Here is an 11,110-nt window from a genome sequence, read left to right on the forward strand (position 1 = left end):
GCTTCAGGCTTTGCGATCCGGGTCCTTCCGGTGATTTATCGGTATATCTGTCAGGGCTTTCACCTGTTTTCCCGTTGAAAGTGGCACACGTTAACAGGCGCCGGACGCCTGTTAACTTTTTGTTAACCATTCAGGTCGGATGTTAACCGTGTGGTAATCTTTACATCGAGGAGACGGGTTCATGCGTGCAGCAGACTCCACCTCGATCGCGTCGCGGATCGAGCAGGCCTTCCAGACCGCAAGCACAACGACGGGGACGTCCTTTGACTACCTGCTGAAGACGGCTGCGCGGGAATCGTCCTTCCAGCCGGCAGCGCAGTCGAAGACCTCCAGTGCGACCGGTCTGTTCCAGTTTGTCGAGCAGACCTGGCTTGAAACCGTCAAGGACAGCGGCGGCAGGCACGGCCTGCAGTCCTATGCTGACCAGATCGAAAGAACCGCCACCGGAAAGTACCGGGTCAGCGATCCCGATATGCGCCAGGAGATTCTGGATCTGCGCAAGGATCCGGAAATTTCCTCCCGCATGGCCGGCGAATTCACCCGCAAGAATGCCGATTTTCTCTCCAGCCGCCTTGGCCGGAATCCGAAGCAGGGTGAGCTTTACATCGCCCATTTCCTTGGCGCGCAGGGGGCTTTGCGGCTGATCAATTCCGCCCAGGTGAGCCCGGAGAGTTCGGCCGCCCAGATGTTCCCGGCGCAGGCCAAGGCCAACCGGGCCATTTTCTATGACGGCGCGGGATCTCCGCGGACGCTGGCGCAGGTCTACGATGTCCTCGTCAGCAAACACGATGGGGCAGCCGCCGTGATGGTGGCATCTGCCACCGGGCAGGGAACGGATGACTTGCCGAAGAGCCGCATCCTCACCGGCTTTGCCGAAGAGGCGGGCTCGGGCGATCCTGTCGGGGCACGGGTGGACAGCGCCTTCCGGGCTGCGGAAACCAGTGCGCCCTTCGAGGCCCTGTTCCGCGATGATGCAGGTTCGCGCAAGGCCACCATGTCCGGCAGCTATCTGGCCGCCTTTGCCGGGGTAAAGGACGATCACGTCTTCTCGCGCGCCGTCGGCGGCACCCGTGTGGTGGCCCAGCTTGCGGGCGGGGAAGGGGCGATTGCGCAGACGCAGGAAGGGCCTCTGGACCTCACCGGCTTCCTCAACTATGCGCCGCTTGGCGTGAAGCGCGATCTGCTGCCGCCAGCCTGAGCGGGCGGTGTGAGCCACGGCAGGCCTCTGCCTCATTTATGGTGAACCGAACGTTAAGCCTTTGCGTGGCACTGTGATTTGCACCTTGTTGAGGTGCATTGTGTGTTCGGGTCACGCGTCATGATCATTCGTCAGTTTCTGTCCTGGGCCGGTACGGCAGCGCCCGCTGAGCGCGCCGAGGCCACCGCTGCGCTCGCACGCGCCTTCCTGCATTCGCCGATGAGCGAGGCAGAGCGGGGCGATTGTCAGGCCGCATTGACCTATCTGCTGGATGATCCGGCGCCTGAAGTCCGCTTTGCCCTTGCGGATGTGTTCGCCCGCCGGGAGGATGCGCCGCGCCCTGTGGTGCTGGCGCTGGCCCGTGACACGGCGCTGGTTGCCGCCCCCATCCTCGAATTTTCGCCGCTGGTGCCCGATTGCGATCTGATCGATCTGGCCGCCGAAGGCTCTGACACCGTGCAATGCGCCATTGCCCGCCGCCGGAACCTGTCTGCCCCTGTCGCTGCCGCACTGGCAGAAGTCGCAGGGCCGGAGGCCTGCGCCGTGTTGCTCGACAACCCCGATGCGGTGATCGTCTCCTTCAGCCTCTCCCGCCTTGCCGAACGCTTTGCCGATGATGCTGCCGTGCGCAGCCGTCTGCTGGCCCGGCCGGGCCTGCCTCTGACCATCCGCCACACCCTGCTGACGGCCTTGACCGATGGCCTCAAGGCGCAGGCGCTGGTGCTTGCGGGCGAAGCGCTTCCCGAAAGCGCGGAGACCTATCTTGAAGAGGCCCGCGAGCGCGCAACCATCGTGCTGGCAGCCGGTGCCACGGATGCGGAACTGGAGGGGCTCGTTGAACATCTGCGCGCGCGCGGTCAGCTGACCGCACGGCTGATGCTGCGCGCCGCCGGCATGGGCCGGCTGCGGGTTCTGTCCGCCTGCCTTTCCGCCCTCTGCGGCCAGCCGCAGGCGCGGGTGGCGGATCTGCTGGCCACCGGACGTGCCGGAGCCCTGCGCTCCCTGCTTATGGCCACGGGTCTGCCCCAGCGCACGGTCGCGGTGTTTCAGCTGATGGTGGAGGCCTACCGGGCGGCAGACTGCAGCTTCCTGCAGGATCAGCCCCCCGCCACGACCCGCGCAGTGATGGAAGGGGTCAGTGCCGGGCTTGAGGAGATGGCTGTCAGCGGCGGCGTGGAAGATGTCTTCGCCTTGATGCGGGTGCTGGTCCTGGACGCGGCCCGTGAAGAAGCGCGGCTGCTGGTGAACACGGAACTTCTGGCCGCTGCGTGAGGCCAGAAGTTCCGTGGAGCAGGCTCAGTCCTTAACAGGTACCGTGCGTTCGATATAGTCCTGTGTCACCTCCTGCAATTTATGCAGAAGCGCTGCGCCGGTCGGGTTCGCCTCGTCGCGGGCTTCTTCGGCCACGATGGCGCGGATCGCGTCTACATGCTGGCGCAGAAGTGTCAGCGGCAGGTGCTCCGGTGTGCTCACGGCCTCAATGAGATGGCAGAGACTGGCGGCGACGGCTCCAGCCAGCGGATAGCCAAGCGTCGGCGCCTGTCCCTTCACATTGTGGGCGGTGTTGTAAAGTTGAGCGAGGGTCGTCCCGTTCAGCCCCTCCTCCTCAATGGTGCGCCAGTCGGCAAACAGCTGCTCGGTCTCCCGGTGCATCCAGCCATCGAACTGGACGGAAAGCCGCTCCAGCGCCGCTTCCGCTGCCTTAATGGGATCGAACTTGGCCGCCTCGCGCGGGCTCATCACCCGCACCTTCTTGCGCAGGTCCGTTGGCGGCTTGACGAACTCCACGTCGCTGCCCTGAAGATCCTCGTCGCTGATCATGATCGGTGTCCTTACCCTGCCGCCAATACCGGAAGATTCCGCTGATGCCCGCGTAAGGTCAATAGCGGAACATTTCACTTAAGATTCGCTCGTCCCAGCCGTGGCCTGCGTCGGACATGATCAGACAGGCGGAGCTTTTGTCCTCGCGCACGCTCACCTTGGCCACATTGCGGATTTCCGTGTGATCGGCGGCTGCGCTGACCGGGCGCTTGGCGCTCTCCATCACTTCTATTTCCACCACCGCATGATTGGGCACCAGTGCGCCGCGCCAGCGGCGGGGGCGGAAGGCGCTGATCGGCGTCAGCGCCAGCAGCGGGGCCGAAATCGGCAGGATGGGGCCATGGGCGGACAGATTGTAAGCTGTGCTGCCGGCCGGTGTGGCGATCAGGCAGCCGTCACAGATCAGCTCTTCCAGCCTCTCGCGCCCGTCAACGGAAATGCGCAGTTTGGCCGCCTGATAGGTCTGGCGCAGCAGGGAGACTTCGTTGATGGCGCGGGCGCTGTGCTGCACGCCGGCCTGATCGATCGCCTGCATGTAAAGCGGGTGGATCGTCGTCACATCTGCGGCCGTCAAGCGCTCCAGCAGGCCGTCTTCCCTATATTCGTTCATCAGGAAGCCGACGGACCCCCGGTTCATGCCATAGATCGGAGTGCCGGAATTCATGAAACGGTGCAGCGTCTGCAGCATCAGGCCATCGCCGCCGAGAGCGACGATCACATCCGCTTCGCCCGGTGTGGCATTGCCATAAAGCGCCGTCAGCGAAACGAGGGCCTGATGGGCTTCCGCCGTGTCGCTGGCAACCAGCGCGATGCGGCCGGGGCGGATTTCTCTCTGGGTCATTGGCTCTGGAACTCGGGTGCTGCATCTGCCGCGGCTCCGCGCCGCCCGCCATTCATCCGCCAGATTGCCCGCCGCTGCAAGGCGCGATTGCCGGAATGCGGCAGTCCCCCGGGCGTTGATGCAGGGTCAAAAATCAAGCCGGGCATTGTCGACCACTTCCTTGATGACAAAGAAGGTCCGCGTCTGCCGCACGCCGGGCAGGGCGATCAGCTGCTCCGCATGCAGGCGGTTGAAATCGGCCATGTCGCGGACGCGGATCTTCAGGAAGAAATCGAAGTCCCCCGCCACCAGGTGGCAATCGAGCACGACAGGCAGCTTGCGGATGGCCTCCTCGAAGGCGGCAAAACTCTCCGGCGTCGAGCGGTCCAGTTCCACCCCCACCATGACCAGCGCACCCCGGCTGACCTTCTGCGGATCGATCACCGCCCGCACATCCCGCACATATCCCTCGTCAAACAGCCGCCGGATGCGCCGGTGGCAGGTGGCGGGACTGACATTGACCGCTGCGGCAATATCCGCGTTCGACATGCGCCCGTCCTGCTGCAACAGGTGCAGGATCTTGCGGTCAATCCGGTCGAGAGATTCACGGGTGAAAGATTCTTTCATCAGAAAGATAAAATCCGGAATACTGATTACAGAAAATCTCTATATCTGCAATCAAAAGATCATTAAAGGCCAAAGATTGCAAGCACCTTTCATATCCTTCCTGCTAGCGTTCCACCACCTTTCAAGAGTGGAGCAGGCAATGCTGAAACTGGATAAATTCGAACGTTACCCCCTGACTTTCGGCCCGACCCCGATCGAAAAGCTGGGCCGCCTGTCGGCGGAGCTGGGCGGCGCCGTGGAGATCTACGCCAAGCGTGACGACTGCAACTCCGGCCTTGCCTTCGGCGGTAACAAGCTGCGCAAGCCGGAATATATCGTGCCGGACGTGCTGGCCTCGGGGGCAGATACGCTCGTTTCCATCGGCGGCGTGCAGTCGAATCACACCCGCATGGTCGCCGCGACCGCTGCCAAGCTCGGCCTCAAGTGCGTGGTGGTGCAGGAAAGCTGGGTGCCGCATGAAGATGCTGTCTATGACCGCGTCGGCAACATCCTTCTCACCCGCCTGATGGGCGCAGACAGCCGCATCGTCGATGATGGCTTCGATATCGGTATCCGCAAGAGCTGGGAAGACGCGCTGCAGTCGGTGAAGGACGCCGGCGGCAAGCCCTACGGCATTCCGGCCGGCGCCTCCGTCCATCCTTATGGCGGCCTTGGTTATGTGCGCTTTGCCGAGGAAGTGCGGGCGCAGGAAGCCGAAATGGGCATCCGCTTCGACTATATCATCGTCTGCGTCGTCACCGGCTCCACCCAGGCCGGCATGATCGTCGGCTTCGCTGCCGATGGCCGCGCCGGCCGGGTGATCGGCATCGATGCCTCAGGCACGCCAGAGCAGACCCGCTCTCAGGTGCGCGGAATCGTGGACCGCACCGCTGATCTGGTGGAACTGGGCCGTCCGGTGCGCGAGGACGAAATCGTCATCGTCGAGGACTATGCCTATCCGGCCTATGGCGTGCCGAGCGCGGAAACCAACGAAGCCATCCGCATGGCCGCCCGCACCGAGGCCATGATCACCGACCCAGTTTATGAGGGCAAGTCCATGCAGGGCATGATCGACCTCATCCGCAAGGGCAAGATCCCGGCTGGTTCCAAGGTGCTCTACGCTCACCTCGGGGGCGCCCCGGCCATCAACGGTTACAGCTACACCTACCGCAACGGCTGACTTCCGCACCGGCCAGTCTGCGTGCAAAGCGGCAGCTCCCGCTCCCCGGGAGCTGCCGTTTTCTTTTCCGGAAGCGTCTTTATGGAAGAATGGCCAGCAGCATGCCGGCGCTGGCTGCACCGGAGATGGCCGTCAGATTTTGTGGGAAGGTGGTGCCGGCAACAGGGTTCGAACCCGTGACCCCCTGATTACAAATCAGGTGCTCTACCTGCTGAGCTATACCGGCATCTTTCGCGGCTTTTAGCATGGGTTTGGCGGATGTGCATCCGCCTTGATGCAATTTTTCCACTGATGAGGAATGGCCGGAAAGAAGAGGAATACCCGGCGGGGCGGAAGGTGGCCCCGCCGGAGATGATGTCAGGCTGCCGCGCGGCCCCAGGCGGGGAAGGGGTCCTTGAGATTGCGCCAGCTGGCTGGGGTAAAGGACGATGCGGGCACGAGGCAGGCGGAGAGGTCGCGGCGCAGCGCTTCCTCCTCCATCGGGTCCGTGCCGATGAAGACCAGTTCCTGCCGCCGGTCGCCCCACACCGCGTCCATGTAGGGTGCCATGGCCTTGTGCCAGTCCGGATGGTCCGGCCAGTGGGTCTTGGGCACGGCAGACCACCACAGACCGCGCTTTTCGGTGCGCACCTGCGCGCCGGCCATGCTCAGCTCGCCGACGAAATCCGGCCGGGTTGCCAGCCAGAAGAAGCCCTTGGCCCGCACGACACCCGGCCAGCTGCGGTCGATGAAGGCCTGCAGCTTTTCCGGATCAAAAGGCTGGCGGGCGCGGTAGACGAAGGAGCGGATGCCATATTCCTCCGTCTCCGGCACGTGACCGGAAAAGCCGTTCAGCTCCTTGTACCAGAGCGGGTGGGTTTGGGCGCGTTCGAAGTCGAAGCGTCCGGTGCCCAGCACATCCGAAAGCAGCACCTGGCCATGGTCCACCTCGATCACGCGCGCCTCGCTGTTGAGCGAGCGGATGATCTTGCGGGCGGCCTCCAGCGCCTCAGGCGTTGCGCTCGACACCTTGTTGAGCACGATGACATCGGCAAATTCCATCTGGTCCACCAGAAGGTCGATCAGCGTGCGGGTGTCGTCCTCGCCAAGGGACTCGCCCAGATCATCCAGCAGGCTGAGCGAGCCGAAATGGCTGAGCAGGCTCGCCGCATCCACCACCGTCACCATGGTGTCGAGCCGGGCGATGTCGGACAGGCTCTCGCCGTTCTCGTCGCGGAACTCGAAGGTGGAGGCGACGGGCAGCGGCTCGGCGATGCCGGTCGATTCAATCAGGAGATAGTCGAAGCGGCCAGCCTCTGCCAGGCGCCGCACTTCCACCAGAAGGTCGTCGCGCAGGGTGCAGCAGATGCAGCCGTTGGTCATCTCGACGAGGGTTTCCTCGGTGCGCGACAGGTTCGCTCCGCCATCGCGCACGAGGGCAGCGTCGATGTTCACCTCACTCATGTCATTGACAATGACAGCAACGCGAAGGCCTTCGCGGTTGGACAGGATGTGGTTGAGAAGCGTGGTCTTTCCGGCGCCCAGAAAACCGGACAGCACGGTGACGGGAAGGCGTTTGGTCATGGTTCGCTCGTGTGGGTCTGGAGTGGCGTTTATATAATGTAATAACATTACACACGATCTAGCATGACCGGCCCGCCTTGCCAATAGGCAGGCAGGTTCTCCACCGGCGAAACCGTCTTGCGCGGCGGCAGGCCGCAGGGCCGGGGCTTGACCTGTGGCCCGCCTGTAAATATGAATTATATACTCAGGTATTTGATGCCGCCCGCAAAAGGCTGTCCGGGCGGCTGCGCAGGGAGAGATGCATGTTTGTGGCAATGAACCGCTTCAAGGTGAAGGCTGGTCAGGAAGAGGCTTTCGAGGCCGTGTGGAAGGGCCGGGATTCGCGCCTCGACGAGATGAAGGGCTTCAGGACCTTTCATCTGCTCAAAGGGCCGGCCGATGAGGACGAAGGCATCACGCTCTATGCGTCCCACACAGTCTGGGAAAGCCGTGAGGATTTTCTGGCCTGGACCAAGTCCGAGCAGTTCCGCGAGGCGCATCGTAATGCCGGCTCCAACAAGGACCTTTACGCCGGTCCGCCGCGTTTCGAGGGCTTCGAAGCCGTGACCGGCGCCTGAGGGCGGGTCATTTCACCGGAAACAAACGCCGCGTGCCGTGAAGGCTGACGCGTGACAAGGCAGAAAGCACCATGAGCACCGAGCCCCGCAAGACCGCAGACGCGCACCCGCAGGCCCCTTCCTGTCCGGACGGGGCGGTCAGTGTGCTTTCGCCCGGCGAGCAGACGGTGGTGCAGGTGCTGCGGCTGATCTGCCTGTCCTATGCCCGGCCGCAGAGCCATGCCTGGGAGCAGGCGCTGCTGACGGCGCAGGCGGGGTTTGGGGCAGGGCTCGGCGGAGAGGTGGCTGTGGCGGTGGTGCGGCTGATGCGGGCGATCCGCGCCGTGCGCCAGACCACGTTCCGCTTCCGCGATCCGGGCTGCCCCTGCTGCCGCACCAGCCTGTCGGATCAGGAGGGCAGGGTGCTGGCCATGGTGCGTGCCGCGCTGGCCGACCCAGTGCATCCGGCGCTGATCGATGCGCTGATCCTGTGCGAGGGCGGCCCGGCAAACCGGGTACTGCTGGAGGCGGACCGGCTGGCCGGCCTCCTGCACAGGCACAGCGCGGCCAATCAGCAGGCCGCATAGGATCAGCTACAGAATGTTCGCGCGGGAGAGCCTCCCGCGCAAGACGATCAAAGGCCCATCTTGCTCCGGGCCAGATAGAGCGACAGAACGGCGGCATTGGACACGTTGAGCGAGCGGATCTCGCCCGGCATGTCGAGACGGGCCGTGGTGTCGCAGGCGGCGCGCACGCCGGGGCGCACGCCTTTGCCCTCAGAGCCCAGCACCAGTACGGTCTTGCTGCCGAAAGTGGTTTCTTCCAGTGTTGCCGGGCCATCGCTGTCGAGGGCGACGCGGAAAAAGCCCTGCTCGCCCATCTCTTCCAGAAACTTGGCGAGGTTCTTCACGCGCACGTGCCGGATCATGTCCAGCGCGCCGGAGGCGGATTTGGCCAGCACAGACCCTTCCTCCGGCGCGTGGCGCTCGGTGGTGACAACGGCATCGGCGGCAAGCGCCACGGCAGATCGCAGGATCGCGCCCACATTATGCGGATCGGTCACCTGATCGAGTGCCAGGACGAGCCTTGCGCCCTTCAGTTCCTTCACGCCGTAAGCGGGCAGGGGGTCAGCTTCCAGAATCATGCCCTGATGCACGGCATCGCGGGTGACCATCCGGTCGAGGGCGCGTGGCATCTGGATGTCGACCGGCACATCAATCTTGACGCCCCGCTCCTCAAGACGGTTGACCGCATTCTCTGTTGCATAGAGACGGATGCGGCGGCGGTCCCTGTTGCGGAAGGCTGCTTCGACAGTGTGAAGGCCATAAAGCAGCACAGGGCCCTCCGGCGGCAGGCCGGGACGGCGGGGGGCTGGCTTGAGGAAGCCCTGTCCCTTGCCGGGACGGGCCTTGCTGGTGAAGGGGCGCCCGCGCTGCGGGCCGGAAGAATGTTCGCTCATGCCGCTCTCCTACTCTCTATATGCAGGAGGGGGAAGAGGGAGGCGGCGGACACGATGAAATGCGGTTGCAGATTCTCGGGCAGTGACAGGCCGGAGGCTTCATCCACAGGCGGGCAGAAGGCTGGCGCCCCAATGCAGCAAAGACGGCGCATATCCAGCCAAGCCTGTGCAAAACTTCATGAAACCGCCGGAAGCGCAGAGAAACCCTAGGGCGGCGGGAGGTGATCTGCAGAGCCGGCAAAGCGGAAAAACGGCTGGCTGCGAATTTTCTTGAAAGAAATCCAAATCGGCGTTGACAGCAGGGAACCCTATCTGCATAACACGCGCCACAGGACACCCCGGCCGGTTGGGCGGGGCGGTCTGTGAAGCCATCCTGACTGCTTCGGACAGAGGCTCGACGGAATGGAGGAGTGCCCGAGTGGCTAAAGGGGACGGACTGTAAATCCGTTGGCTAAGCCTACGTTGGTTCGAATCCAACCTCCTCCACCATCGTCTCCCGAAGTCCGGGTCAGCGGGTGTAGCTCAATGGTAGAGCAGCAGCCTTCCAAGCTGATGACGAGGGTTCGATTCCCTTCACCCGCTCCATCACTGGGTGCCGATCAGATTGACCGGTGCGGGCTTCGCTCGCTCAGGGTCCTGGAAAGAACGGGAAGCAATTCGTATTGGCCGCGGCGCCTGAAATGGCTGCCGGTGCCGCCGGAAAGCGTCCCGCCTCGAACCTGACGACTGACCTGCGTAACAGATAGAGAGCGACGCCGATGGCGAAGGAAAAGTTTGAGCGCACGAAGCCGCACGTGAACATTGGCACGATCGGCCACGTTGACCACGGCAAGACGACGCTGACTGCGGCGATCACGATGACGCTGGCTGAGACCGGCGGCGCGGTTGCCAAGGCCTATGACCAGATCGACGCAGCGCCGGAAGAAAAGGCGCGCGGCATCACGATTTCGACGGCCCACGTTGAGTATGAGACGGCCAACCGTCACTACGCTCACGTTGACTGCCCGGGTCACGCCGACTACGTGAAGAACATGATCACCGGTGCGGCGCAGATGGATGGCGCGATCCTGGTGTGCTCGGCCGCTGACGGCCCGATGCCGCAGACCCGCGAGCACATCCTGCTCGCCCGTCAGGTCGGCGTTCCGGCTCTGGTGGTGTTCATGAACAAGGTCGATCAGGTCGACGATGAAGAGCTTCTGGATCTCGTCGAGATGGAGCTGCGCGAGCTGCTGTCCTCGTATGACTTCCCGGGCGACGAGATTCCGATCGTGAAGGGCTCGGCTCTGGCGGCCGTTGAAAACCGCGATCCAGCCATTGGCCGTGACGCGATCCGCGCTCTGATGGACGCCGTTGACGCGTATATCCCGACGCCGGACCGTCCGATCGACATGCCGTTCCTGATGCCGATCGAAGACGTGTTCTCGATCTCCGGCCGTGGCACCGTGGTGACCGGCCGTGTTGAGCGCGGCGTCGTGAAGGTGGGTGAGGAAGTCGAGATCGTCGGCATCCGCGACACCAAGAAGACGACCGTGACCGGCGTTGAGATGTTCCGCAAGCTTCTGGACCAGGGCCAGGCAGGCGACAACATCGGCGCACTGATCCGTGGTATCGGCCGTGAGGACGTTGAGCGTGGTCAGGTTCTGTGCAAGCCGGGTTCGGTCAAGCCGCACAAGAAGTTCAAGGCTGAAGCCTACATCCTGACGAAGGAAGAAGGTGGCCGTCATACGCCGTTCTTCACGAACTACCGTCCGCAGTTCTACTTCCGCACGACGGACGTGACGGGCATCGTTGAACTGCCGGAAGGCACGGAAATGGTGATGCCGGGCGACAACATCTCGGTCGTCGTGACGCTGATCGTTCCGATCGCCATGGAAGACGGCCTGCGCTTCGCTATCCGCGAAGGTGGCCGTACCGTCGGCGCCGGCGT

The 11,110-nt window shown here is 63.5% G+C and carries 11 protein-coding genes and 3 tRNA genes; 8 read left to right on the top strand and 6 right to left on the bottom strand.

The genetic code is table 11. The annotated features are described in order from the left end of the window. The first annotated feature begins 181 nt into the window (after window positions 1-181). Complete coding sequence (locus tag ASC48_RS17680) at window positions 182-1,198, top strand: transglycosylase SLT domain-containing protein (protein ID WP_055457006.1); 1,017 nt, start codon at window positions 182-184, stop codon at window positions 1,196-1,198. A gap of 120 nt (window positions 1,199-1,318) precedes the next feature. Then, a complete protein-coding gene (locus ASC48_RS17685) occupies window positions 1,319-2,470 on the top strand; it encodes a DUF2336 domain-containing protein (protein ID WP_055457007.1) in 1,152 nt (383 codons plus the stop codon). Between the two features lie 24 nt (window positions 2,471-2,494). On the opposite strand, the gene ASC48_RS17690 is transcribed toward ASC48_RS17685, so the two are convergent. The 3 genes from ASC48_RS17690 to ASC48_RS17700 form a co-directional block, all read right to left on the bottom strand. Then, window positions 2,495-3,019: a histidine kinase gene (locus tag ASC48_RS17690; RefSeq protein WP_055457008.1), complete on the bottom strand. Its 525-nt coding sequence runs from the start codon at window positions 3,017-3,019 to the stop codon at window positions 2,495-2,497. A gap of 58 nt (window positions 3,020-3,077) precedes the next feature. Continuing rightward, window positions 3,078-3,860: an NAD kinase gene (locus tag ASC48_RS17695; RefSeq protein WP_055457009.1), complete on the bottom strand. Its 783-nt coding sequence runs from the start codon at window positions 3,858-3,860 to the stop codon at window positions 3,078-3,080. A 126-nt stretch (window positions 3,861-3,986) separates the two neighbouring features. Then, on the bottom strand, window positions 3,987-4,466 hold the full coding sequence (locus tag ASC48_RS17700) for an Lrp/AsnC family transcriptional regulator (RefSeq protein WP_055457010.1): 480 nt from the start codon (window positions 4,464-4,466) through the stop codon (window positions 3,987-3,989). 139 nt (window positions 4,467-4,605) lie between these two features. Here ASC48_RS17700 and ASC48_RS17705 point away from each other — a divergent pair, with 139 nt between their 5' ends. After that, window positions 4,606-5,625, top strand: a complete 1,020-nt coding sequence (locus tag ASC48_RS17705; protein WP_055457011.1) for a 1-aminocyclopropane-1-carboxylate deaminase — start codon at window positions 4,606-4,608, stop codon at window positions 5,623-5,625. A gap of 150 nt (window positions 5,626-5,775) precedes the next feature. On the opposite strand, the gene ASC48_RS17710 is transcribed toward ASC48_RS17705, so the two are convergent. Then, a tRNA-Thr gene (locus ASC48_RS17710) sits at window positions 5,776-5,851 on the bottom strand. A 131-nt stretch (window positions 5,852-5,982) separates the two neighbouring features. Beyond that, window positions 5,983-7,188: a GTP-binding protein gene (locus ASC48_RS17715; protein WP_055457012.1), complete on the bottom strand. Its 1,206-nt coding sequence runs from the start codon at window positions 7,186-7,188 to the stop codon at window positions 5,983-5,985. Between the two features lie 242 nt (window positions 7,189-7,430). On the opposite strand from ASC48_RS17715, the gene hmuQ reads away from it, so the two are divergent. Together hmuQ and ASC48_RS17725 are read left to right on the top strand one after the other, a co-directional pair. Beyond that, window positions 7,431-7,745 carry a heme-degrading protein HmuQ gene (gene hmuQ, locus ASC48_RS17720; RefSeq protein WP_055457013.1) on the top strand — a complete coding sequence of 105 codons (315 nt, stop codon included), beginning with the start codon at window positions 7,431-7,433 and terminating at the stop codon, window positions 7,743-7,745. A gap of 71 nt (window positions 7,746-7,816) precedes the next feature. Continuing rightward, complete coding sequence (locus ASC48_RS17725) at window positions 7,817-8,311, top strand: hypothetical protein (RefSeq protein ID WP_055457014.1); 495 nt, start codon at window positions 7,817-7,819, stop codon at window positions 8,309-8,311. A 47-nt stretch (window positions 8,312-8,358) separates the two neighbouring features. Here ASC48_RS17725 and ASC48_RS17730 read toward each other — a convergent pair whose 3' ends face one another. Next, on the bottom strand, window positions 8,359-9,183 hold the full coding sequence (locus ASC48_RS17730) for a TrmH family RNA methyltransferase (RefSeq protein ID WP_055457015.1): 825 nt from the start codon (window positions 9,181-9,183) through the stop codon (window positions 8,359-8,361). Window positions 9,184-9,587: 404 nt separating this feature from the next. Here ASC48_RS17730 and ASC48_RS17735 point away from each other — a divergent pair. The 3 genes from ASC48_RS17735 to tuf form a co-directional block, all read left to right on the top strand. Continuing rightward, a tRNA-Tyr gene (locus tag ASC48_RS17735) sits at window positions 9,588-9,672 on the top strand. A 22-nt stretch (window positions 9,673-9,694) separates the two neighbouring features. Further along, window positions 9,695-9,768, top strand: a tRNA-Gly gene (locus tag ASC48_RS17740). Window positions 9,769-9,941: 173 nt separating this feature from the next. Then, a partial coding sequence (gene tuf / locus ASC48_RS17745) for an elongation factor Tu (protein WP_055457016.1) occupies window positions 9,942-11,110 on the top strand: 1,169 nt, incomplete at its 3' end.

This window comes from Pannonibacter indicus, assembly GCF_001418225.1.
GTDB lineage: Bacteria > Pseudomonadota > Alphaproteobacteria > Rhizobiales > Stappiaceae > Pannonibacter > Pannonibacter indicus.

Bases quoted from the DNA above. Each gene is read 5' to 3' on its own strand.
- ASC48_RS17705 (WP_055457011.1), top strand. From the start codon at position 4,606: ATGCTGAAACTGGATAAATTCGAACGTTACCCCCTGACTTTCGGCCCG.
- ASC48_RS17715 (WP_055457012.1), bottom strand. From the start codon at position 7,188: ATGACCAAACGCCTTCCCGTCACCGTGCTGTCCGGTTTTCTGGGCGCC.
- ASC48_RS17695 (WP_055457009.1), bottom strand. From the start codon at position 3,860: ATGACCCAGAGAGAAATCCGCCCCGGCCGCATCGCGCTGGTTGCCAGC.
- ASC48_RS17690 (WP_055457008.1), bottom strand. From the start codon at position 3,019: ATGATCAGCGACGAGGATCTTCAGGGCAGCGACGTGGAGTTCGTCAAG.
- ASC48_RS17725 (WP_055457014.1), top strand. From the start codon at position 7,817: ATGAGCACCGAGCCCCGCAAGACCGCAGACGCGCACCCGCAGGCCCCT.
- ASC48_RS17680 (WP_055457006.1), top strand. From the start codon at position 182: ATGCGTGCAGCAGACTCCACCTCGATCGCGTCGCGGATCGAGCAGGCC.
- ASC48_RS17700 (WP_055457010.1), bottom strand. From the start codon at position 4,466: ATGAAAGAATCTTTCACCCGTGAATCTCTCGACCGGATTGACCGCAAG.
- hmuQ (WP_055457013.1), top strand. From the start codon at position 7,431: ATGTTTGTGGCAATGAACCGCTTCAAGGTGAAGGCTGGTCAGGAAGAG.
- ASC48_RS17685 (WP_055457007.1), top strand. From the start codon at position 1,319: ATGATCATTCGTCAGTTTCTGTCCTGGGCCGGTACGGCAGCGCCCGCT.
- ASC48_RS17730 (WP_055457015.1), bottom strand. From the start codon at position 9,183: ATGAGCGAACATTCTTCCGGCCCGCAGCGCGGGCGCCCCTTCACCAGC.